The following is a 23,062-nucleotide window of genomic DNA, read 5'->3' as shown; positions in this document are numbered from 1 at the left end:
TCAAAAATAGAGCCACTCCTATAATAGAGTGGCTCTATTCAATAAAAATTATAAGCTTTTAGCATTTTGCACATCGGTTTGTGTAACGGGTTCACTTAATAATTCTCCTGCTTCATTCATTACTTGTTCGACTCCATCTACCTTAATATCAACAGATTCTACGTCCGGTAAATTAGTCAAACTCATAACTAAGCTTGCCAATGCTTCATCCGAGAGAGCTTTCGTTTCTTCTCCCGTCAGAAGAGCCTCATTAAATGTTACGGTGAGAACTCCATCATTCAGTTCAGTATTGCTAACTTCGGCACCATCATTAAAAGGCTGAAGTAAAGATGTTCCTAAGTCTGGACCATTCAAAAGGGTTTGTACAACAGATGTGTATAGATCTTCCTGATCTGTTACGCGAGTGGTTACTGGAACTTGGTAAACTTCTTGTCCGTCTTGTTGTGAAGGATAATAAACGGTCACTGGTTCACTATTTACTAAGTCATTAACAGCACTTTCTTGAAGATTAATCCCGTTTGAGCGGGAAACCCCTCCAGTTATAGGAGTCCCGCTAACAGGCATTGTATCTTGCTCATAACCGTTAATCCATAGCTTAATGCTCTTTACACTTTCAAATTGTGTCAGCGTATACGTCATCGCTTGCAGTATAGCCTCTTCATCCTCTGCTTGATATTCCTCAAATTCCTTTGACACATCTACAATGGCTGTACCATCCTCTTTCAGATTTACTCCCTGGATTTGTGTTCCTGCCGGTAAGACTGCTCCAAAGCCTGATGGCAACAATTCAGTCACTGGACCATCCTTCACCAAGTATTCTAGTGCTTGTGACGCTACTTCTTTAGAGGCAGGAAGTTCAATAGTTTGTGGAACAACCATCCCATTAGAATCGAGTAAATATAACTCTCTCTGTACACTTCCTGTTGTTTCTCCTTCTTCCTCTTCCCCTTCCTCTCCTTCTATATCTTCCCCATCACTTTCAGTTTCTTCACTAATCGTATCTGTACTTGTTGCTTCTTCCTCTTCAGGAGGAGCATCCATTTCCTCCATGGATTGCTCACCTTCAAAGAGACAGCCAGTGAGTAACCCCATACTTAGAAGCGCAACAATAGATAAGGGCTTAATTCCGCATGTCTTCATGCCTTTCCCTCCCATGATAGTTTGTACTACCATATATACGAGCTTAATCAGAGTTTAGAATAGAATTTTTCAAGAACATAAAAAAGCTCCACAATTATTTTGCAGAGCTTTTCATAGGATCAAGACTGACCCACTCTAAGACTTGAATAGGTTCTTCAAACCATTGATTGGCGATGTGTCGAAATTTTTCTATATTTCCCGTGGTAAAAAACTCATGAACAGGAGCTATGTTTCCTTGTTCTAGAGATTTATGGTATGCCAAGATCAAACTTGCTTCTCGAGCAGTTTCTTCACCCGAACTAATAACTTGGATATGTGGGCCCATTTCAGCTTGTACGAGATCCTTAATGATCGGATAATGGGTACACCCAAGAATAAGTGTATCCATATTACTTTTATTCTTCAACGGTTGTAAAGTTTGAGCAACAACCGCTTCAGCTTCTTCTCCCTTAAATACCCCATCCTCAATCATCGGTACAAATCTCGGACATGCTAGTCCATCAACCTGTATCTTATGGTCAACCCCTTTTAATGTGTTTGGATAAGCTTTACTATTAATCGTTCCTTCTGTGCCTATTACACCAATTTGTTTATTTTGACTATTTTTAATTGCCGCTCTCGCTCCTGGTTCAATCACCCCAATAACAGGAATTAATAAGGCTGACTGTAATTCACTTAATGTATAAGCGGTAGCCGTATTACAAGCTACTATTAACAATTTTATATTTTTCCCTAACAGATAATGGACCATTTGCCACGTATATCGTTTAACTTGCTCTTTTGAACGAGGCCCATAAGGACATCTTTCGGTATCACCCAAATAAATAAGCTTCTCCTTTGGAAGCTGCCTCATTAACTCACGTGAAACTGTCAGACCACCAACTCCTGAATCAATTACTCCTATAGGCTGTTGCAATATTATCCCTCTCTCTGCTTCTTCTCGGATGTATCAAGCATGTTTTCATGTAAAAGACTTAATAATTTGTTTAAACTTTCGACTTCATTTCTGGGAATATCATTGAGTACTGCTTTTAAATAGTCCTGTCTCTTTTCAATTACTTCATATATAATTTCTTCCCCTTTATCTAATACATGAATCCGAACAACACGTTTGTCGTTTGGATCACGAACTCGTTCCACCAAATTATTTTTTTCCATTCGATCCACGAGATCTGTTGTCGTACTACAAGCTAAATGAATATGGTCTGACAGTTCGCCTATCGTTAAGTCTCCTTTATCAAGTAGCCATTGCAAAGCAACGAATTGTGGCGCAGTTATAGGGTATTGATTCAGAATTTCTCTTCCCTTTTGTTTAATTATACCGGATATGTACCTTAATTCCTTCTCAACATCGGCAATTATAGCTGGTGGATGTGTGTAAACCACATGCAACACTCCTAATGAAATGATCTATTGTCTATAGTTTATTCTTTTATAATTAAAATTCAAGATAAAACGTAATTTTAAAACCCTCTCAGGTATGGAAATATATCGTTCATCCAGTACCTGAAGGGCCTTCCTTAACCGATAAGTCTTAATTGCCTGAGCCTACAGTTTCAATTCACCCATACGTAGTAACTCTACAACAGCCTGAGACCTACCTTTAACTCCAAGTTTTTGCATGGTGTTAGAAATATGATTTCTAACCGTTTTTTCAGAAATAAAAAGTTCCTTGGCTATATCTTTCGTCGTCTTATCTTGAACTAAAAGCTCGAAAACTTCGCGCTCTCGTTTTGTAAGAATTTGTGCTGGCCTATAGCCCTCCTCCTTCACAAGCGTACCCCTCCTTGTTATCTAGAGCTTTATTGGAGGGAATTATTTAGTCATAATATCGTATGAATGAAGGGATGGCCCTGTGCGGTCGATTATGTTTTAGAAACGAGCCCTAATTCTTGAGCCTTAAATAATGCTTCCGTACGTGATTTAACAGTTAACTTATTAAATATTCCGGTCAACGTATACTCTACACTACGTTGAGACATGTGAAGGGTTTGAGCAATTTCACGATTGGTCAAACCGGAAGAGACTTCTTTTAAAATAGATTGCTCCTTTTCATTTAAAGAAAAGTCTATATCCTTATTCTGTACACTATGACTAACACTAGCCTCTGAACGCCTTAATTGCTTGAATAAGTGTAAAGGTATAACAACTTCATCTCTTAGAGCACAGCGAATCACATTAATCAATTGTTCACTTGAAGCTGTTTTACTGACAAATCCGTTAATGTTTGCCTCGACCAGCATATTAAAGTGAGTATTCAAGTCAAACCCAGTATAAATGAGAATGATTAAATCCGGATAACTCTTTCGTAGTTCTTTAGCTAAGTCAACTCCGCTCATTCCTGGCATATATAAATCGAGTAAAACAATGTCATATATATGATTGCTGAGCATAGTTTCTGTTTGCTCAATTTGATCAATTACGTCTACTTGCATATCTTCTTCCTGTTCGAGCATAGATTTCGTTCCAGCACCTACAGCTGGATGGTCATCTACAATAAGAACACGGGTCATACCTTAGCCTCCTTACTCATGTTATATGGGAATGTAATAGTCGATTTAAAACCTGCGTCAATTTCTGTTTTAATATTTAGACTTCCATTTAAACCATGAACTCTTTGTTCAATGCCAGATAACCCGATGTGAGAAAATAAGTCTCTTTGAAAAGAATAGTCCATCCCTTGTCCATCATCAGAATATAGCAGTGACACTTGTTTATGATCGTTTGACAAATTAAGTTTTACTGTCTTTGCCTCCGAATGCTTCATCGCATTAGATAGAAATTCCTGCACAATTCTAAAGATCGCCAAAATCCTCTCCTGATCCAATGCCGCATCAAATTCCTTGTGAGAGAAATATACGGTAAAATTTGAGCGAAGCTGGTATTGTTCAATCAAATCTTCTAGGGCATTCACTAAACCTAACTCCTCTATAAAAGCTGGTCTCAACTCGTTACACGTTTCTCGAATTAAATGAATGCTATCTAATATTGATTCCTTGAACATACCTAACTCAGTAGATAACGTCTTCGGTAGATCCTTTCGCTTCCCGATCAAATCATCCATTCTGCGGTAGAGATAGAGTTGTTCTTGTAAAACTGTATCATGAAGATCAATGGATAATTGTTTTCTTTGATTTTCTGCAATAGAGAATAGTAGACGAGATAACCACGCAGGATACTGCTGAGTTTGATCACTTCTTAATGTTCTTAGCTCCTTAAGCAAATCCTCGATTAGGTTCATATTCTCAATTGCAATGTTGGCATTATGAGAGATCGTTTGTAGATAAGTCTTCTCATCTCTGTTAAGTCTAGTGAAATCCTTCTTCCCTTTACACCACAGCATTGTTATCTTTTCTAATGAAAATCCGACAATAACACCAAAACCTTTTTCTGTTTCAATAATCGCTCCAATATCATATCCATGATCCGTAAAATACTCTCCAAAATGCCCTAGTATATCTTCTGGAATAGGATCATAGACACAATAAACATCCTTTTTATTATGTTTTGAGTAAATATATATATCCCGAACATTTAATACATTACTAATCTCATTTCTTAGTACCTTCATTAAATCCACGGCATTTGTTTGATCCTTCATATTTTTTGACATACGGTGCATGCTCTCTTGATAGCTATACCTGGCAGCAAATAAATACTTTTGTAACTTAAAGTCCAAGAATTCTTTTAAAGAAAGAAAAATGATTAGAAGTATGTTGATAATTAGAAACACTTCTACATAGTGAATGAAGGATAATGAATTATCTATGAATACAGCTAATGCTATCGTGATTAGTAAACTAGGTACCGTAGATAATAATGCATAGTACCTCAAACGTCCCATATAAAAGTCAATATCTATCAGCTGTTCGCGTGTGACTAAGTACATAAATGTAATAGGTAAGGCTATGAGAAAGACAGCCGCAAACTCAAGTGGAATCAATTTCACACCAATAGTTAGAGCAGGGAGTAAATATAAGAGAATATAGGGAACAAAGGCTACAGTCATCCCCACGCTCATATATTTAAACATCGTCCCATGTGAATGGTTTCTATAAAGATAAAGCCCTCGATAAATTATAAAAAAGGAAATGATATATAAAGCTAATAATAAAAAACTCGGAACCTGATAAAAAAATGATGGGTACTGAGTCGTAACTAAAAATAAACTTTCTACAATTGTCACAGATACCACTATGATATAAAGTTTTTTAAACCACGTTTTAGAAAACCAGTAAATATCTAATTCAGCAAAGTAATTATACAAATAGTGAATCAAAATAACAGGAGAAAGAAGAAATAGAAAAGTATTTAAAAAGACACTATATAAATCATCTCGTACAGCTCCACTATTACTAACGTATCCCAAACCGATCGCTAAAAAGAATAACATGAGTAGATTAGCAGAAAAACGTTTCTCTACTTTTTGAAAAACAAGATGAGAAATCCATAGAACTGCTGCTAAAAATATAATAGGTGTGATAATAAAAAGCGTCCAATGGGTTGCAGAGGATTTATCGATATTTTCGTATAACCGTACATTTTTATCATCTACTAAAGTAAATGAATTCGCATTTTCTAGATTATTAAACATATGGACGGTGTAGTGCTCATTTGGAGACTTAGAGTTGATTGATGCAACCGTAGCCCCCAAAGGAATTTCGTGCTCATCAGCCCAACTATCTCCATTAATACTTGAGACGACCCACTCCCCGTTTGTCTGTTTAACTTCGATCCCTAAAAATGGCTGTGTTACGGATATAAATGTTATGTAACTTGCAGATATTAATATAAATAGTAAAATTAATAATTCTTTTTTATTCATTATGTCCACCTTCTAACATCTAAGGTCTTTTCTATTATACTACTAGAATATAGTCACACAACCCTTCATCATAAAAAAACCACTGCCTAAGGACAGTGGTTTGGTTTCTCATATTTAGCACTTGATTAAATGCGTTGATCACTACCAAAGAAGCTTTTGAAAGATTCAATGGCCGTATCACGATTCAAGGCTGCGATTGAAGTCGTTAAAGGGATTCCTTTTGGACAAGATTCCACACAGTTTTGTGCATTACCACAGCCCATTAATCCTTCCTCATCCATAATGGTTTGTACGCGTTCACTCTTATTCATTGCACCCGTTGGATGGGAATTAAATAAACGAACTTGAGAAAGTGCAGCTGGACCAATAAAATCTGACTTGCTATTAACGTTAGGGCAAGCTTCCAAACAAACTCCACAAGTCATACATTTTGATAATTCATAGGCCCATTGACGCTTACTCTCAGGCATCTTAGGACCAGGACCGAGGTCGTGTGTACCGTCAATTGGTACCCACGCTTTAACTTTTTTCAATGAATCAAACATCCGACTACGATCCACTGCTAAATCACGGTTCACAGGAAAGGTTGACATAGGAGCTAGTCTAATAGGTTGTTCCAATTGGTCTACGAGAGCCGTACAAGACTGTCTCGGCTTACCGTTAATTACCATGGAACAAGCTCCACATACCTCTTCTAAACATCCCATATCCCAATATACTGGAGTTGTCGCATCCCCATCAGCATTCACTGGGTTACGACGTACCTCCATTAAAGCAGAAATAACATTCATATTATTCCGATAAGGAATCTCGAAGGTTTCCTCATATGAATCAGATTCTGGATCGTCCTGACGCGTGATTATAAACGTAATTGTTTTATCTTCGCTCATAATGATAGACCTCCTTTATTTGCTTTTAGAATAATCGCGCTTACGCGGTTCAATAAGAGATGTATCTACAGAGTCATAACGGAAAACTGGCTTATTATTTTCTTTATCATAGCTTGCAACCGTTGTTTTCAACCAGTCTTCGTCGTTACGATCCGGAAATTCAGGCTTATAATGAGCACCACGGCTTTCATTACGATTGTAGGCACCTTGCGTGATCACACGTGCGAGCTGTAGCATATTCCAAAGTTGACGAGTGAACATAGCTCCCTGATTACTCCAACGTGATGTATCATTAATGTTAATACGCTGATAACGTTCCATTAATTCAACGATCTTTTCATCTGTTTTAAGAAGCTTTTCATTATCTCTTACAACTGTTACATTATCGGTCATCCATTCACCCAATTCTTTATGAATCTGGTAAGCATTCTCATCGCCATCCATACTCATAATCGCCTCGAATTTCTCTTGTTCTTCTTTTAATTTCTTATCAAATAAAGATGAACTCATTTCATCCGAGATCGTTTCAAGGTTTTCAGTATATTCAACTGCATTAGGACCTGCAACCATTCCACCATAAATCGAAGAAAGCAATGAATTTGCTCCCAAACGGTTACCTCCATGCTGTGTATAATCACATTCACCTGCAGCAAAAATTCCAGGAATATTTGTCATTTGATCAAAATCAACCCACATACCGCCCATAGAGTAATGAACAGCTGGGAAGATCTTCATTGGAACTTTTTTAGGATCATCTCCAACGAATTTTTCATAAATTTCTATGATACCACCGAGCTTAACGTCTAATTCCTTAGGATCTTTATGAGAAAGATCTAAGTACACCATGTTTTCACCATTAATTCCTAGCTTTTGATTAACACATACATCGAAAATTTCGCGAGTTGCAATATCACGTGGAACTAAGTTACCGTATGCAGGGTACTTTTCTTCGAGAAAATACCAAGGTTCACCATCTTTATACGTCCAAACTCGTCCACCTTCCCCACGAGCTGACTCACTCATAAGACGAAGTTTGTCATCTCCCGGGATTGCAGTTGGATGTATTTGAATAAATTCCCCATTTGCGTAATTAACCCCTTGTTGATAAAGAGCAGCTGCTGCAGAACCAGTGTTAATAACGGAGTTCGTCGACTTCCCGAAAATAATCCCTGGACCTCCCGTAGCCATAATCACAGCATCACTAGGGAAAGGTTTAATCTCATGGTTGCTCAAATTCTGACCAATCACACCACGGCCTACCCCTTCATCATCAACAATAGCTGAAAGGAATTCCCAGTTTTCATATTTAGTAACAAGTCCATTCACTTCATGACGGCGAACTTGCTCATCCAAAGCATATAACAACTGTTGACCTGTAGTTGCCCCTGCAAATGCTGTTCTATGATGCTGAGTTCCGCCAAAACGACGGAAGTCAAGTAGACCCTCAGGAGTACGATTAAACATAACACCCATGCGATCTAACAAGTGAATGATCCCAGGTGCAGCGTCACACATTGCTTTGACGGGAGGCTGGTTTGCTAAGAAATCTCCTCCATAAACTGTATCATCAAAGTGTTCCCATGGTGAGTCTCCCTCACCTTTTGTGTTAACTGCTCCATTGATACCACCTTGGGCGCATACAGAGTGAGAACGTTTAACAGGCACTACAGATAACAAGTCGACATGGATGCCTTTTTCTGCTGCCTTAATTGTTGCCATGAGGCCAGCTAGACCCCCGCCAACAATAACTATATTTCGATTACTCATGATAAATGTTCACTCCCTTGACTTTCTAATTCGAGTTTCATTGTTAAAACTTTTTATACTCCGTAAGCAAACTGAATTAATGTACGAACACCTACGTAGGAAATAGCAACAAAAACAATAATGCTAACATATGTCATAACTAACTGAGAACGTGGAGAAACGGTAATTCCCCAGCTAACAAAGAAGGACCAAAGACCATTCGAGAAGTGGAATGTGGTTGAAACAACCCCTACTATGTAGAACCAGAAAAAGAATGGGTCAGTAAGGATACCTTCCATCAATTGATAATTTAAATCAGCCCAACCAAATCCTATAGCGATACGAGTTTCCCATACGTGCCACGCTATGAATATGAGGGTTATAATACCCGTGAATCGTTGCAGCATAAACATCCAGTTTCTGAAGTAACCAAAGTTCTTCAAATTACTTTTAGCTGTGAATGCAATGTAAACTCCATAAATCGAATGAAACAACAGTGGTAAGAAAATAATAAATATTTCCAGGACATATCGATAAGGTAAGCTCTCCATAAAGTGTGCTGCCGAATTAAACGCCTCTGGACCACGAGTTGCAAAAAAGTTCACAGTTAAGTGCTGGATTAAGAACAATCCAATTGGTACTACTCCCAAAAGTGAATGTAATCTTCGGTTAACGTATCCGCGTGTTCCTGCCATGTTTACCCCCCTCAAAATGATAACAATATAAGTTTTGTGCATTTTTCAGACAGTTAAGCGCTTTAAAAATTGCTTAAACAAGATGGGAAATCCCCATATTTCCCTAAACAAAACTGCAAAATGTACAATTTGTGACACGTATATTGTACTTCTATCCTAGAGTAGCGTCAAGAAAACCTACCCATTATTTACGGAAAAATCAAATTCGCCTAATTAAGTAAAATCGATGAATTACTGTTGCTAGTTTTGCCAATTCAAGCGATAATAATTGTGTAGAAAGGAATGAGCGTTATGAAAGAAACAGCTAAGTTGTCAACAGAAAATATCTCATCGCTAGTAGCTACAGGAGCTGGTTTTGACCTATTGCGCTACTACACCTTGCCTGATTTTCTAGGTAAGGATTCGCCCTATCTGCTTTACTTTATGGGTAAGAATATTGCCCGTGAAACAACGGCAACTACATTTGAGGATTTATATGAATTTTTTCAATATATGGGCTGGGGAGCCTTGCAGCTCATAAAGGAAAAAAGAAAGGAAATGATTTTTCATCTTCAAGGACACATCGTTGAAAAACGTTTAAACCAAAAAATATACAAGGTTGACTTTAGACTAGAATGTGGTTTTTTAGCTGAAACTTTACAATCCATTACGGGAGATACATATGAGTGTATAGAAGAAATCAGTTCAAAGGAACATATCGTTGTAATAACAGCTACAAAAGAATAGAGAAGAGCCAGCTGCTATTCTTCAGCTGGCTCTTCTTCTTCATTTAACACTTCAAGAATGTTTTGTGCAACCGGTGCTGGAACACCTAATTTCGTCATATCTTCTAGTGTTGCTTCTTTAATTTCTTTTACAGACTTAAAATGTCGCAGTAATAGTCGTCTTCGCTTTTGGCCGACCCCAGGAATCTGGTCAAGCTCCGATTGAATCGCTCCTTTTCCTCGAAGTTGCCTGTGAAATGAAATAGCAAAGCGGTGAACTTCATCCTGAATTCGCTGCACTAAATAAAACTCTTGCGAATTTCGATCTAAATTAACAAAGGTTGGGGGATCCCCATATAATAATTCACTTGTTTTATGCTTATCGTCTTTAGCAAGTCCGCAAATTGGAATATCTAATCCTAGTTCATTTTCTAATATATCTAATGCTGCAGTCATTTGACCTTTCCCACCGTCTACTACTATTAAATCGGGTAAAGGTAACTCTTCTTTTAAGACCCTAGTATACCTTCTTCTGATCACTTCACGCATCGTTTCATAATCATCTGGACCTTTTACATCTTTAACTTTATATTTACGATATTCTTTTTTATTTGGCTTACCATCAATAAATGCAACCATGGCCGAAACTGGATCTGTCCCCTGGATATTCGAATTATCAAAAGCTTCAATTCTATGTGGGGTTTCAATATTTAATGCATCGCCAAGTGTTTCTGCAGCTTTAATTGTTCGCTCTTCATCTCGTTCAATGAGTGCGAACTTTTCTTCTAAAGCAATCTCAGCATTTTTCATTGATAATTGAACAAGTTCTTTCTTTCGCCCACGCATCGGGATCATAACCTTTGCATCTACAACCCCTTCTAACACATCAGTATTTGTACCTACAGGAACCAGTATTTCCTTTGGATAAGGGTGATTCTGGTGTAAGTAGAATCGTCCAATATAACTTAGAAACGTCTCTTCAGGATCATCAAAGAATGGGAAAAGAGCGACATCTCGTTCGATTAACTTGCCTTGGCGCACGAAAAAAACTTGTACACACATCCATCCTTTGTTAAAAGAATAGCCAAAAACATCACGGTTAACTTGATCATTCATAGACATTTTTTGCTGTTCCATAACCGATTCAATATGTTCGATTTGATCCCTAAATTCTTTAGCACGTTCAAAATCCAAGCTTTCTGAAGCTTCCTGCATTTTTCTTTTTAAATCGCTTTTAATTTCTTTGTGTCCTCCCCCTAGGAAGGATGTAATATTTTGTACAATTTCTTGATTTGTTTCTTGAGATACAGGGAATTCACAAGGTCCTAAACATTGATGCATATGATAATACAAACATACACGATCAGGCATTGTATTACATTTTCTTAATGGATAAAGACGATCCAACAGCTTCTTCGTCTCCCTAGCCGCAATCACATTAGGAAACGGTCCGAAATATTTACCTTTATCCTTTTTCACCTTACGAGTTACGATAAGCTTAGGATGTCTTTCAGCGGTTACTTTAAGGTATGGATATGTTTTATCATCTTTTAACATCACATTGTATTTGGGATCGTGTTTCTTAATTAAATTCATTTCTAAAATTAATGCTTCGATTTCAGAAGTCGTAACAATATATTCGAAGTCCATAATTTCTTGCACAAGGCGTTGAGTTTTCCCATCATGAGCTCCCGTAAAATAGGAGCGAACCCTATTTTTCAGCACTTTGGCTTTTCCTACATAAATAATAGAATTCTGTTTATCTTTCATTAAATAACAGCCCGGTTGATCCGGTAATACAGCTAATTTTTCTTTTATATTGTTATTCATTGTTCCTCACTCCACCCTCATTGAGGTTCTTATAAGAAAGGTAACACATCTAAGAATCGTTATACAGCAAAAAGCCACGTTGCTGAGCAACGTGGCCGTGTAACTTACAAATCATTAAGAGTGCTTAGTAATCAATTCAGCTAGTGCTTCTTTTGGTTGGAAGCCGATAACTTGGTCCACAACTTTCCCATCTTTGAAAAGAAGTAGTGTTGGAATACTCATAACTCCAAACTTACTCGCTGTTTCTTGGTTTTCGTCAACATCAAGTTTAACAATCTTAACTTGATCACTCATTTCTTCATCAAGTTCCTCGAGAACTGGAGCTATCATTTTACAAGGTCCACACCATGGAGCCCAAAAATCTGCAAGTACTAGACCTTCATTAGTTTCTTCTGAAAAGTTTTGATCAGTTCCTTTAACAAGTGCCATCTTAAAATTCCTCCTCGTTCATTTAGTCTGTAATGAGTATATCACTTTCTATTTTAAGTGACTAACAATTTGTTTGATTGAATTATGGAAGCATTCGTCAGACACAACAAGGATAAACAAGACGGCAAAGGGAAAGAGTTTTTTCCTTATTGCTTAGGACTCGAGTGTCGACTATATCCTGCCTCCCACCGCAAATAAACGCCTCTAAAAACTAACCTTCATCACTCACAACAACCATTACCAACATATATTTCATTTGGTATTTTTCAATTTTAGCTTAATATGAGAATTTTTTAAAATACACTGCTTGTTTTGTGTATTTTAAAAAAATAAAAGGTTAAAGCATATAGCTTTAACCTTCACCCTTACAAAATTCTATGCATTTACTTTCATTTGTTTTATCTCTTCTATTAATTTCGGTACAACATCGAACAAATCTCCAACAATTCCATAATCAGCAACATTAAAGATATTTGCTTCAGGATCTTTGTTAATAGCAACGATTACTTTAGAATTAGACATGCCAGCTAAGTGTTGAATAGCCCCCGATATTCCACAGGCAATGTATAAGTCCGGTGTAACTACTTTACCTGTTTGCCCGATTTGTAAGGAATAGTCACAATAGCCCGCATCACACGCCCCACGGGATGCCCCAACAGTACCACCTAATACTTCAGACAATTGTTCTAGTGGTTCAAAGCCTTCCTCACTTTTCACACCACGTCCTCCAGCTACAATAACTTTAGCTTCAGAAAGATCTACTCCATCCGAGGACTTGCGAATCACATCTCTAATGACAGTACGAATATTTCGAATATCAACGCTCTTCTGAGTAACTTCGCCCATACGAGAGTCATCACGAGTACCTACTGGAATGTTATTCGGTCGGATGGTTACAAAAACCAATCCTTCAATGATTTCTTTTTTCTCGAAAGCTTTACCAGAATAAATCGGTCTTGTAAATACAACACTACCTCCATCTTCTGTAACTTCTGTAACATCTGAAATCAGTCCAGACTCTAGACGGCTGGCCAACTTAGGGGTTAAATCTTTTCCTATTGATGTATGCCCCATTACGATTCCTTCAGGAGATTCATCATTAATTACAGCCTGGATTGCTTGACCATAGCCATCAGATGTATACGTTTTCAAATCTTCGTTTGCGACAGTGATCACACGATCAGCGCCATAGTAAATCATTTCTTGACCCATTTCTTCCAAGTTATCTGTGCCACAGATGACTCCAACTACTTCTCCTCCATCACTAATAATACTAGCCGTTGCAATAGCTTCAAATGTAACATTTCTAAGGGATCCTTCACGAGCTTCCCCGATTACTAATACTTTCTTACTCATAGTAAGTCTCCTTTCCTTATCGGTCTTTATAGTACTTTGGCTTCTGTTTTTAGTAAGGATACTAATTCTTTTACTTGCTCGGCAGTTTCACCTTCAAGGACTTTTCCTGTCTGTTTTTCAGGTGGAAGAAAAATTTCTGTTGTTCTTGTTTTGGGTTCTACGTCATCTTCATCCAAGTCCAGGTCATCTAGCTCAAGTTCTTCTAATGGCTTTTTCTTTGCCTTCATAATCCCTGGTAATGATGGATAACGAGGTTCATTCAAACCTTGTTGACAAGTAACAATTAACGGAAGTGATGTATCCACTTTCTCCACATCACCCTCAACGTCACGCTCAATATGAACGTCATTACCTTCTACCTCAATATTCGTAATCGTTGTAATACACGGAATGTCTAAACGTTCGGCTAAGCGAGGACCAACTTGGCCACTTGCCTCATCTATAGCTACGTTACCACCAAGAATAATGTCAACTTCACGACCTTCAAAGAAAGCTTCTAAGATCTTAACGGTTGTGAACTGGTCTCCCTCTTCTAGGTCATCTTCCGTATTGATTAACACTGCTTTATCCGCACCCATAGCAAGCGCAGTACGTAATTGTTTTTCTGCATCTTCTTCACCAATCGTCACAACTGTTACTTCTCCACCATGAGCCTCACGTAAATTAATAGCCTCTTCAACTGCATATTCATCGTAAGGGTTAATAATAAATTCTGCTCCATCTTCTTCAATTTTCCCGTTGCTAATGGTTATTTTTTCCTCTGTATCAAATGTTCTTTTCAGCAATACATAAATGTTCATTTAAGAACCCTCCTAAACTATTGATCTTTAAATTCTGGCTTTCTTTTTTCTATAAAAGCTTGCACACCTTCGCGCGCATCTTGATTACCAAATACACTACCGAAAGCCTCTGCTTCCTTTTTTATTCCATCTTGAAATTGAGTAGTGTGGGCGTAAGGGATAAGATTCATTACATGATGAATAGTGGGTCCACTCTTTGATGCAATTAATTGAGCTAATTTTTCTGTTTCCTCATTTAATTGCTCATTAGGGAAACCTTTGTTAGCTAAGCCAAAAGTAACGGCTTCTTCCCCAGTTATCGGAATACCCGTTAATATCATCTCATAAGCCTTTGCTGTTCCTACGTACCTTGGAAGTCTTTGAGTTCCAGCAAATCCGGGAATAATACCTAAATTTAATTCAGGTAGACCTAGCTTGGCATCGTTTGCTACATAACGAATATGGCAAGACATAGCCAATTCTAATCCCCCTCCCAGAGCAGCTCCATGAATCGCTGCAATCACTGGAATGTGGAAATTTTCAATGCGATTAAAAAGACTCTGCCCCTCACTAGCTAAATTTTCAGAGTCCGAAGTCTTCTGAAAGGATGTAAACTCTTTAATGTCCGCTCCTGCGGAAAAGAATTTCCCCTCTCCCTTCAACAAAATTGCTTTGATATTAGCATCATTTTCAATTAAATCAAGTTCATCCGATAAGTCTCTTAAAATATAACTAGATAGTGCATTTGCTGGTGGACTTTGAATAGTAATCATTGCTACGTGACCATTCGTCTGAACATGTAAAGTAGACAATACTCTTCTCTCCTTTATGAACGAGGTTGAGCCAGACCATATACCATTAAGCTATGGACATCCCTTGCCTGTTCTTCTAAGTTATATCGCTGTTCCTTCATTACCCAATTCGTGACAGCTTCATCCATCATTCCAAAAATCAACTGACGTACGAGTCTACGATTTAAGTGATCCCGGAACAATTTTTCACGAATTCCTTCATCCACGATATTATCAATGACTGCTAAGTAACCTTTGAGTACGTTATTAATTTTATAACGTAGTTCTTTATTGGATTGACGAAGTTCGAGTTGTGTTACAATGGCTAAATGATGATCTGCAGCCAACTGCTGAAAATGTGTTTCCACAAGGGTGAATAATTTCTCTTCAGCTGACTGCTTAGATGTAGTTTCATGTTCAATTCTCTCTATGAACTGGCCCATTTTGTCCTGAAATAAGGAAACTAAGATGTCTTCTTTATTTTTGAAATATAAATAAATGGTGCCATCCGCCACTCCTGCTTTTTTAGCAATTTTAGATACTTGCGAGGAGTGATATCCATTTTCAGCAATAACTACTACCGCTGCATCGATGATTTGTTTATATTTAGGCTTATCTTTATTCATAGAATCTCCTGCCTTTTTGCGAAAATGAATGAATGATCATTCACTTATTATATTACAACCCAAATATAACTCTGTCAACAAAAAAACTATGAGTTTTGCAAAGGCTTTTGATCTTCTAGCTTCTTTTTCTCTTCTTCCACTAAAGTACGTCTTAGAATTTTACCTACTGCGGTTTTCGGTAGTTCCTCACGAAATTCATAAATTCTCGGCACTTTAAAGGCGGCTATATTTTTACGACAGAATTCATTCAATTCCTCTTCTGTTACTGAACTGTTCTGCTTCTTGACTATAAAAGCTTTTACCGTCTCACCTCTATATGGATCTGGAATTCCAATAATTACTGCTTCTTGAACGGCTTCATGTTCGTAAAGAATTTCTTCAACTTCTCGAGGATAGATATTGTAACCGCCCGCAATAATCATATCTTTTTTACGATCCACAATATAAAAGTAGCCATTATCATTCACATAACCCATATCACCTGTACGAAACCACCCATCTTCACTTAGGACTTGGTCGGTTTCTTCTTGTCGGTTCCAATATCCTTTCATGACTTGAGGACCTTTAACAGATATTTCTCCAATATCCCCATGATCCGCTTCTTCCTCTGAATCTAATTTTAAAATTTTTGCATCCGTATCAGGCCACGGAACTCCAATACTTCCACTGACTCGATTACTCCATATAAAGTTTGAGTGAGTAACAGGGGACGTTTCTGTAAGGCCATATCCTTCAACTAACTTTCCTCCTGTCACTTTTTCAAATTGTTCTTGAACTTCAATCGGAAGTGGTGCTGAACCACTAATACAAGCTTCAATTGAAGATAAATCATACTTCTTCAGATCAGGATGATTTAGTAAGGCGATATAAATCGTCGGTGCTCCTGGGAACAGTGTTGGTTTCTGCTTTGATATTACTTTCAAAACATCTTCTGGTTCAAACTTAGGCATCAAAATCATCTTATTCCCCATCATTACAGAGAAATTCATGACCACCGTCATCCCATAAACGTGAAAAAACGGTAAAATTGCCAACATTGTTCCTTTAGCTTTTTGAGATTTATATAACCATTTCACGGACATTTGCGTATTAGCTACTAGATTAAAGTGGGTAAGCATAACACCTTTAGGAAAGCCTGTAGTACCCCCTGTATACTGTAAAAGTGCTAAATCTTCTTTTGGATCAATATCAATCGGAGCTACTTGGCCACTGCTTTCATCAAGCATGTTTTTCCAAATATGTGTATCTGTAGACTGCTCAGGTTTGACAAGCATTTGGTATTGACGCCTTTGAATAAATGGATAAATTTTGTTCTTAGGGAACGGTAGATAATCTTTAATTCCCGTCACAAAGACATGTTCAACGGACGTGTTGGCCTTTACATTAGCCACCTTTGGATAAAGCACATCTAAACATAATATCATCTTCGCCTCAGAGTCTTTCAGCTGATACTCAAGCTCTCTTTCCATATATAACGGGTTAGTTTGCACAACTACACCACCTGCCATTAGTACTCCATAATAAGCAATTACTGATTGTGGACAGTTGGGCAGCATAATTGAGACTCGATCCCCCTTTTCAAGCCCCAATTTTTGTAAATAACTAGCAAATCCCTTTGTATCTTCATACACTTCGTTATAAGTTAATTCTTTCCCCATAAAATAAAGCGCTTTCTTTTTTCCGTAATTTTTAGCACTTTCCTCTAAAAAATGGTGCAAAGGTTTTTCATCGTACGCTATGCTAGTAGGTATCTCTGGTGGGTAGTGCTTATGCCAAGATCGTGTTTCCATAGTCATCTCAAAACTCCTCCCACTGTGTAATACTTTCATTATAACGATATATCCAAGAAATTTGAAATATTTTTTAAAAAATTGAAAATATTGAGGAGTTATTTATTCTATATGCACTTAAAAAAGCTCTCCCATTTAGGGAAAGCTTTTACATTAAAAACATATATATAACACCCACTACAATAAAAAGGGCAGCTACACCCATTAAGATTTTTGCTAATGTTTCCACCTTCAGCCTCCTTATATTATGTTGGCACCAATAACGAAAGATAATCCTACAGAAATAGTAAGTGAAATAAAACCAACGGCTTTATTATCTGCTGCAATTTCCTCATCAATCTTAAAGGAAGGCGTGAGGAACTCAAAAATGAAATAACCAAACAGTAATAATACAAAACCATATAAACCCCAGCCCATTGTTTGAATCAATGTATCATTATGCTCAATAGAATAACGGAATATATTAGCTATTCCAAATATTTTCCCGCTTGTCGCCATAGCCACAGCCAGATTTCCTGCTTTAATTTCATCCCAATTATTGTAGGAGGTTACGACTTCAAATACAGTCATAAAGACAACTAAACATAACACAACAACACTATAATTGGCGGCTGTCTCTACATAAGTATTCTCCCAAAAGCCAATCATTTCAAGCCCTCCCTAAGGTCATTACTTTAACTCTAACACGGTTACGCCACTGCCACCTTCATTCATTCCTCCAAATCGGTAGTTGGCAATGGAACGATGGTTTTTGGCATAATTTTGTACGGCTGTTCTTAGGGCGCCTGTTCCTTTTCCGTGAATGATTGAAACTGTGGGATAACCAGCTAGCACAGCATCATCTACATACTTTTCTAACAGACTTAGTGCTTCTTCATATCTTTCACCACGCAAATCCAATTCTGTTTTAACATGATGACTTTTACCTTTAACGGTTGCGATCGGTTTTTCTTTATAAGGTTGTTTAGATTTTATAAATTCAAGGTCTTTTGTTTTTGCTTTCACTTTCATTACACCTACTTGAACCTGATACTCCTGGCTACTTGTTTTTTCTAATATGATGCCTTGCTGATTTAATGTTAGAAGTTTCACTTCATCTCCAGGTTCCAGTTCTTTCTGTTTTGTTTTTACTTGGCTTTTTTGAGGAGCACTTTTTTTACTTGATAAATTCGGTTGAGCTTCATCAAGCTTTTTGCGAGCTTCAATCCACTCATGTTCCTTTATTTCAGCTTGATTTTTCATATTACGGATTTCATTAACAATTTTCTCAGCTTCTTCTCTTGCTTTTTCAACGGCCTTTTGCGCTTTGTCTTCGGCTTTTTGATAAAGTTTCTCTCGTTTTTCTTCAAACTGCTGCCATTTATCCTGTAAGTCTCTATGAAGCTGCTCGGCTTCCTGTCGCTTTAGTTCTGCCTCTTCGTAGTCTTTCTCTGCTTCACGAGTTGAGGATTCTAAGGAAGCGATCATATTTTCAACACTTTGTGAATCCGCCCCAACATGCTGTTTCGCCGTATCAATAATTTTTTCTTCAAGACCGAGTTTTCTTGATATTTCAAATGCATTGCTTCGGCCTGGTATTCCGATCAAGAGCCTGTATGTCGGTTTTAATGTATCTATATCAAACTCTACAGATGCATTCGTCACTCCTGTTCGGTTATACCCGTATGCTTTTAATTCTGGATAGTGAGTTGTAGCAATTACCCGAGCATCCCGACTAACAACCTCATCAAGGATGGACATAGCTAGAGCTGCCCCTTCTTGAGGATCTGTACCCGCACCTAATTCATCAAAAAGGACGAGAGTACGCTCGTTTACATGTTTTAAAATGTCTACAATATTCGTCATATGGGATGAGAAAGTAGACAAACTTTGTTCGATGGATTGCTCATCCCCGATATCGGCATATACTTGTTCAAATACAGCCAACTCACAACCATCCATAGCCGGTACTTGAAGCCCAGATTGTGCCATAAGTGTAAATAAGCCGAGCAATTTAAGAATGACCGTTTTACCACCTGTGTTTGGTCCAGTTATTACAATTGATGTAAAGTCTTCACCAATTTTGACATCATTCGGTACTACATCCTTTGGGTCAATAAAAGGATGACGTGCTTGTCTTAAATTGACACGCCCTTCTTCGTTCATAGTAGGCATAGCTGCTTTCATTTGACTGCCAAGCTTTGCCCGGGCAAACATGAAATCAACGTGAGATAGAATCTCTACGTTTTGATATAAAGCGCTTTGTTCTTCAGCTATTTCTTGGGATAGTTCTGCCAAGATTCTTTCGACTTCATGCTTTTCTTCTACACGGGCTTGTTGCAGTTGATTATTCACCTCTACAACGGACTGTGGTTCAATAAATAAAGTAGCTCCTGAAGCTGATTGATCATGAACAATACCACCTATTGAACCACGGTATTCTTGCTTAACAGGCAGTACATAGCGATCATTTCTAATCGTGACTATCGAGTCTGAAAGCATTTTGGATTTTGACTTTGTAAAAGAATCCAATCGATCACGCACTCTGCTTTCTGATGTACGGATTCGTGAACGGATCGTACGTAGTTTCTCTGAAGCCCCGTCCATTACGGCACCGTGATCGTCAATTCGACTTTTTATTTTTCTTTCCAATTCCTGCAAGGGGAGGACATCGTGTATTAGTTCACGTAAAATCAGTAATTCTGGTTCTTCCATATCCTCAATAAAACGTTTAAGCTGTTTTCCACCATAAATAGTACTAGCGATATCTAAACACTCAAGGGAACTTAGAATTCCACCGATCATCGTCCGTTTAATACTCGGTTTAATATCAAAAATTCCGCCCAAAGGGATATGGCCTTTAAGACGAAGGACTTGAGCTGCTTCATCTGTTTCATTTTGCCAACGGACTACTTCACTTAATTGAGTAGAAGGCTTCAAAGCGAGTGCTTTCTCTTTCCCTAAGGAAGAAGCCGTCTGATCGATCAGTTGATCAATAATTTTATTATATTCTAAAACATCAAGGATTCGTTGATTCATTATGCTAACCCCTTTTATCTAACTTAATCCGAGTCTCTTCATCAGTTGTTCTTTTGTCATCGTATTTATAACGGAATCTTTTTGTAACCAACCTTTTCGAGCCGTCCCTACTCCTATTTTCATATCATCGAGCATGGGATAACTATGGGCATCAGTATTAATAGCAATCTCCACACCTTCCTCTTGTGCAACACGAAGCCACTGGGCACTTAAATCTAAACGGTTAGGATTCGCGTTCAATTCGAGAATCGTTCCCGTTTCCTTCGCCTTGTGGATCAGTTGTTCCACATTTATTTTGTATCCAGCTCTGCGACCAATTAAGCGGCCTGTAGGATGAGCAATCATATCTACATGAGGATTCTCTAAAGCATGATTGATTCTTTTCATAATGATTTCTTCTGATTGACTGAAACTTGAATGAATGGATCCAATTACGTAATCCATTTCTTTAAGAAAATCATCATTGAAATCCAATGAACCATCAGGTAAAATATCCATTTCAATTCCGCAAAATATATGAAAATCACTTATTTCCTCATTAATCTTTTCAATTTCTTCTCTTTGCATACGTAGACGCTTCTCATCTAGTCCATTAGCCACTCGTAAATACTTGGAATGATCAGTAATTGCAATATACTCATAGCCCTTTTCTTTGCTTCTAAGGGCCATTTCTCTGATCGACTGTGCACCATCACTCCATGTAGAGTGCATATGCAAATCCCCACGAATGTCTTTAGATTCAATTAAGCCAATACTTTCTTTGAATGCTTCAACTTCTCCTGAATTTTCACGCACCTCGGGAGGTATATAATGTAAACCAAAATGGTGGAAAAACGCTTCCTCGGTTTCAAATGTCTTTACTTCTCCAGTGTCTATGTCTTCAATTCCATATTCACTAATTTTCTCATTTCTCTCTTTGGCCAGCTGTCTCATCGCTACATTATGATCTTTAGAACCAGTAAAGTGATGCAAAGTCGTAATAAATTCCTCTGGTTCTACAATTCTAAAGTCAATACCTATATCATAACCTTCTTGCACAATGATCGATACCTTTGTCTCACCAGAAGCTACCACTTCCTTTATATCAGGGTAACTTAAAAGTTCATCTCTAGTTGCCGCAGCTTCCTCAGAAGCAATAATAAAGTCGAGGTCTTTTATCGTTTCCTTCATTCGTCTTACACTCCCTGCTTGGGAATGTCGTTTAACGGAAGGAAGTCCTTGTAAGAATTCTTCTATTTTACTAGCTAAAGGAAGCATTCTTGATATTGGCAGTCGCTCAGGTCTCGATCCTGCCTCCTGTAAGGATTTCAACATTTTTTCGGATGACTTTTTCCCAAAACCCTCTAACGATTCCACCTTACCCGTCTCGATAGCGGTTTTCATAGACTCAGCATCCGTGACCCCTAGTTGCTGATAAAGCTTGGCGAGTTTTTTCCCTCCAAGTCCTGGTAGGTCAAGCAAGGGAACAAGGCCAGCAGGTACTTCTGCTTGCAGTTGCTGCAAAGTTTCTGAATGACTATTCTGCACATATTCATCTATAACTGCGGCTGTACCTTTTCCAATCCCTTTCATCTTAGTGAAATCATCAATTTCACTAAGTGAGTGGTCATCCCGCTCTAGAGCCTGGGCAGCTTTTCTATACGCTGAAATTTTAAAAGGATTTTCTCCTTTTAACTCTAGGTAAATACCTATTTTTTCCAACAACTGAACAACTTGTTTTTTATTAACTGTCATAAGCATATCACCCTTTCGAATTCTTCCTACTTCTACTCTTAAACACTTCAGTGAACTGAAAATCCTAGATATTCTCATCGCAACCAGATACAGTATAAAGAAATTTCTAAACTATAAGAAAAGGCCGCTATGATTATAGCGGCCTTCCCCTAAAATTCCGTTATATCAAACTTGCCACTTGTTCAATCCACAGATTTTTTAATTGAGCTGAAAGCACAGGCGTATGTTCGATTATAAACTGAGCTAAAAATGATCCATCGATTGCACTTTGTATAGCTTCAAGAGGAACAAGCGCTACTATATATAGTAGTACAAATAAAATAACATAGCGTTCGACAAATCCTAAAATACCTCCAAGTAAACCATTAATTGTACTTAATACCGGTAAATCAGAGACAAAATCAAGCATAGAAGCCACAATTTGCAATATGATTTTCACACCAAAGAAAATAATAGCAAAAGCAATAGCATTATAAAAAGCAGTTTCTAAGGGTAAGTTTTCTAAGAAAATCGCCCAAGAAGCATCTTCGGGCAAATCAGGGTAAGGAATCCATAACAATAATTTAGGAGCTAAATCATCATAATATAGCACACCTACAACAAAAGCGACAATAAACCCTATTAAATGAAACAACTGCAATATAAATCCACGTTTAAAACCTGTAAATATACCTAAAAGTAAAATGAAAAGTATCAGTAAATCAATCAT

Annotated in this window: 21 protein-coding genes; 1 reads left to right on the top strand and 20 read right to left on the bottom strand. The window is 37.7% G+C overall.

The genetic code is table 11. The features are described from left to right. Nucleotides 1–48: 48 nt before the first annotated feature. From ACFQIC_RS07005 to ACFQIC_RS06965, 9 genes are all read right to left on the bottom strand, one after another. Nucleotides 49–1,140, bottom strand: a complete 1,092-nt coding sequence (locus ACFQIC_RS07005; RefSeq protein ID WP_204707266.1) for a GerMN domain-containing protein — start codon at nucleotides 1,138–1,140, stop codon at nucleotides 49–51. A gap of 94 nt (nucleotides 1,141–1,234) precedes the next feature. Then, nucleotides 1,235–2,056 (bottom strand): glutamate racemase, encoded by an 822-nt coding sequence (gene racE / locus ACFQIC_RS07000; protein ID WP_204707268.1) that lies wholly within the window; start codon nucleotides 2,054–2,056, stop codon nucleotides 1,235–1,237. Nucleotides 2,057–2,058: 2 nt separating this feature from the next. Continuing rightward, nucleotides 2,059–2,526 (bottom strand): MarR family winged helix-turn-helix transcriptional regulator, encoded by a 468-nt coding sequence (locus ACFQIC_RS06995; protein ID WP_204707270.1) that lies wholly within the window; start codon nucleotides 2,524–2,526, stop codon nucleotides 2,059–2,061. Between the two features lie 162 nt (nucleotides 2,527–2,688). Beyond that, nucleotides 2,689–2,913 carry a helix-turn-helix domain-containing protein gene (locus ACFQIC_RS06990; protein ID WP_204707272.1) on the bottom strand — a complete coding sequence of 75 codons (225 nt, stop codon included), beginning with the start codon at nucleotides 2,911–2,913 and terminating at the stop codon, nucleotides 2,689–2,691. Between the two features lie 92 nt (nucleotides 2,914–3,005). Then, on the bottom strand, nucleotides 3,006–3,653 hold the full coding sequence (locus ACFQIC_RS06985) for a response regulator transcription factor (protein WP_204707274.1): 648 nt from the start codon (nucleotides 3,651–3,653) through the stop codon (nucleotides 3,006–3,008). Then, on the bottom strand, nucleotides 3,650–5,965 hold the full coding sequence (locus tag ACFQIC_RS06980) for a sensor histidine kinase (RefSeq protein WP_204707276.1): 2,316 nt from the start codon (nucleotides 5,963–5,965) through the stop codon (nucleotides 3,650–3,652). Before ACFQIC_RS06980 ends, ACFQIC_RS06985 begins: the two co-directional genes overlap by 4 nt. Before the next feature lie 125 nt (nucleotides 5,966–6,090). Continuing rightward, nucleotides 6,091–6,855, bottom strand: a complete 765-nt coding sequence (gene sdhB / locus ACFQIC_RS06975) for a succinate dehydrogenase iron-sulfur subunit (protein WP_204707278.1) — start codon at nucleotides 6,853–6,855, stop codon at nucleotides 6,091–6,093. A gap of 15 nt (nucleotides 6,856–6,870) precedes the next feature. Continuing rightward, entirely contained in the window at nucleotides 6,871–8,622 is a 1,752-nt protein-coding gene (gene sdhA / locus ACFQIC_RS06970) for a succinate dehydrogenase flavoprotein subunit (RefSeq protein WP_204707280.1), read from the bottom strand. A 53-nt stretch (nucleotides 8,623–8,675) separates the two neighbouring features. Continuing rightward, nucleotides 8,676–9,296: a succinate dehydrogenase cytochrome b558 subunit gene (locus ACFQIC_RS06965; RefSeq protein WP_204707282.1), complete on the bottom strand. Its 621-nt coding sequence runs from the start codon at nucleotides 9,294–9,296 to the stop codon at nucleotides 8,676–8,678. 291 nt (nucleotides 9,297–9,587) lie between these two features. Here ACFQIC_RS06965 and ACFQIC_RS06960 point away from each other — a divergent pair, with 291 nt between their 5' ends. Continuing rightward, on the top strand, nucleotides 9,588–10,022 hold the full coding sequence (locus ACFQIC_RS06960) for a YslB family protein (RefSeq protein ID WP_390217005.1): 435 nt from the start codon (nucleotides 9,588–9,590) through the stop codon (nucleotides 10,020–10,022). A gap of 14 nt (nucleotides 10,023–10,036) precedes the next feature. Here the strand turns inward: ACFQIC_RS06960 and uvrC are convergent, their stop codons facing one another. The 11 genes from uvrC to ACFQIC_RS06905 form a co-directional block, all read right to left on the bottom strand. After that, the gene (gene uvrC, locus ACFQIC_RS06955) at nucleotides 10,037–11,830 is read right to left on the bottom strand and encodes an excinuclease ABC subunit UvrC (RefSeq protein WP_204707285.1); all 1,794 of its coding nucleotides are present in this window, start codon (nucleotides 11,828–11,830) and stop codon (nucleotides 10,037–10,039) included. Between the two features lie 114 nt (nucleotides 11,831–11,944). Then, nucleotides 11,945–12,259: a thioredoxin gene (gene trxA / locus ACFQIC_RS06950; RefSeq protein WP_204707287.1), complete on the bottom strand. Its 315-nt coding sequence runs from the start codon at nucleotides 12,257–12,259 to the stop codon at nucleotides 11,945–11,947. Nucleotides 12,260–12,634: 375 nt separating this feature from the next. Further along, the gene (locus ACFQIC_RS06945; RefSeq protein WP_204707289.1) at nucleotides 12,635–13,615 is read right to left on the bottom strand and encodes an electron transfer flavoprotein subunit alpha/FixB family protein; all 981 of its coding nucleotides are present in this window, start codon (nucleotides 13,613–13,615) and stop codon (nucleotides 12,635–12,637) included. A 26-nt stretch (nucleotides 13,616–13,641) separates the two neighbouring features. Beyond that, complete coding sequence (locus tag ACFQIC_RS06940) at nucleotides 13,642–14,415, bottom strand: electron transfer flavoprotein subunit beta/FixA family protein (RefSeq protein ID WP_204707291.1); 774 nt, start codon at nucleotides 14,413–14,415, stop codon at nucleotides 13,642–13,644. Between the two features lie 17 nt (nucleotides 14,416–14,432). Further along, nucleotides 14,433–15,206, bottom strand: a complete 774-nt coding sequence (locus ACFQIC_RS06935) for an enoyl-CoA hydratase (protein WP_204707293.1) — start codon at nucleotides 15,204–15,206, stop codon at nucleotides 14,433–14,435. 14 nt (nucleotides 15,207–15,220) lie between these two features. Further along, entirely contained in the window at nucleotides 15,221–15,811 is a 591-nt protein-coding gene (locus tag ACFQIC_RS06930; RefSeq protein ID WP_204707295.1) for a TetR/AcrR family transcriptional regulator, read from the bottom strand. A gap of 86 nt (nucleotides 15,812–15,897) precedes the next feature. Continuing rightward, nucleotides 15,898–17,607: a long-chain-fatty-acid--CoA ligase gene (locus ACFQIC_RS06925; RefSeq protein ID WP_204707297.1), complete on the bottom strand. Its 1,710-nt coding sequence runs from the start codon at nucleotides 17,605–17,607 to the stop codon at nucleotides 15,898–15,900. 234 nt (nucleotides 17,608–17,841) lie between these two features. Continuing rightward, nucleotides 17,842–18,249 carry a DUF350 domain-containing protein gene (locus ACFQIC_RS06920; RefSeq protein ID WP_204707299.1) on the bottom strand — a complete coding sequence of 136 codons (408 nt, stop codon included), beginning with the start codon at nucleotides 18,247–18,249 and terminating at the stop codon, nucleotides 17,842–17,844. A 21-nt stretch (nucleotides 18,250–18,270) separates the two neighbouring features. Then, nucleotides 18,271–20,619 carry an endonuclease MutS2 gene (locus tag ACFQIC_RS06915; protein ID WP_204707301.1) on the bottom strand — a complete coding sequence of 783 codons (2,349 nt, stop codon included), beginning with the start codon at nucleotides 20,617–20,619 and terminating at the stop codon, nucleotides 18,271–18,273. 18 nt (nucleotides 20,620–20,637) lie between these two features. Further along, nucleotides 20,638–22,353, bottom strand: a complete 1,716-nt coding sequence (polX, locus tag ACFQIC_RS06910) for a DNA polymerase/3'-5' exonuclease PolX (protein WP_204707303.1) — start codon at nucleotides 22,351–22,353, stop codon at nucleotides 20,638–20,640. Nucleotides 22,354–22,513: 160 nt separating this feature from the next. After that, entirely contained in the window at nucleotides 22,514–23,062 is a 549-nt protein-coding gene (locus tag ACFQIC_RS06905) for a CvpA family protein (RefSeq protein ID WP_204707305.1), read from the bottom strand.

The organism is Halobacillus seohaensis (assembly GCF_042663045.1).
Taxonomy (GTDB): Bacteria; Bacillota; Bacilli; order Bacillales; family Halobacillaceae; genus Halobacillus_A; species Halobacillus_A seohaensis.
The sequence above is the reverse complement of the archived record's forward strand: the minus strand, read 5'-3'. Positions and strand labels throughout refer to the sequence as shown.

What these genes read in the sequence shown, in the direction of transcription:
- ACFQIC_RS07005 (WP_204707266.1), bottom strand. Translation starts at nt 1,140, where the DNA reads ATGAAGACATGCGGAATTAAGCCCTTATCTATTGTTGCGCTTCTAAGT.
- ACFQIC_RS06985 (WP_204707274.1), bottom strand. Translation starts at nt 3,653, where the DNA reads ATGACCCGTGTTCTTATTGTAGATGACCATCCAGCTGTAGGTGCTGGA.
- ACFQIC_RS06980 (WP_204707276.1), bottom strand. Translation starts at nt 5,965, where the DNA reads ATGAATAAAAAAGAATTATTAATTTTACTATTTATATTAATATCTGCA.
- sdhB (WP_204707278.1), bottom strand. Translation starts at nt 6,855, where the DNA reads ATGAGCGAAGATAAAACAATTACGTTTATAATCACGCGTCAGGACGAT.
- sdhA (WP_204707280.1), bottom strand. Translation starts at nt 8,622, where the DNA reads ATGAGTAATCGAAATATAGTTATTGTTGGCGGGGGTCTAGCTGGCCTC.
- ACFQIC_RS06965 (WP_204707282.1), bottom strand. Translation starts at nt 9,296, where the DNA reads ATGGCAGGAACACGCGGATACGTTAACCGAAGATTACATTCACTTTTG.
- ACFQIC_RS06960 (WP_390217005.1), top strand. Translation starts at nt 9,588, where the DNA reads ATGAAAGAAACAGCTAAGTTGTCAACAGAAAATATCTCATCGCTAGTA.
- uvrC (WP_204707285.1), bottom strand. Translation starts at nt 11,830, where the DNA reads ATGAATAACAATATAAAAGAAAAATTAGCTGTATTACCGGATCAACCG.
- trxA (WP_204707287.1), bottom strand. Translation starts at nt 12,259, where the DNA reads ATGGCACTTGTTAAAGGAACTGATCAAAACTTTTCAGAAGAAACTAAT.
- ACFQIC_RS06945 (WP_204707289.1), bottom strand. Translation starts at nt 13,615, where the DNA reads ATGAGTAAGAAAGTATTAGTAATCGGGGAAGCTCGTGAAGGATCCCTT.
- ACFQIC_RS06940 (WP_204707291.1), bottom strand. Translation starts at nt 14,415, where the DNA reads ATGAACATTTATGTATTGCTGAAAAGAACATTTGATACAGAGGAAAAA.
- ACFQIC_RS06930 (WP_204707295.1), bottom strand. Translation starts at nt 15,811, where the DNA reads ATGAATAAAGATAAGCCTAAATATAAACAAATCATCGATGCAGCGGTA.
- ACFQIC_RS06925 (WP_204707297.1), bottom strand. Translation starts at nt 17,607, where the DNA reads ATGACTATGGAAACACGATCTTGGCATAAGCACTACCCACCAGAGATA.
- ACFQIC_RS06920 (WP_204707299.1), bottom strand. Translation starts at nt 18,249, where the DNA reads ATGATTGGCTTTTGGGAGAATACTTATGTAGAGACAGCCGCCAATTAT.
- ACFQIC_RS06915 (WP_204707301.1), bottom strand. Translation starts at nt 20,619, where the DNA reads ATGAATCAACGAATCCTTGATGTTTTAGAATATAATAAAATTATTGAT.
- polX (WP_204707303.1), bottom strand. Translation starts at nt 22,353, where the DNA reads ATGACAGTTAATAAAAAACAAGTTGTTCAGTTGTTGGAAAAAATAGGT.
- ACFQIC_RS06905 (WP_204707305.1), bottom strand. Translation starts at nt 23,062, where the DNA reads ATGATTGATTTACTGATACTTTTCATTTTACTTTTAGGTATATTTACA.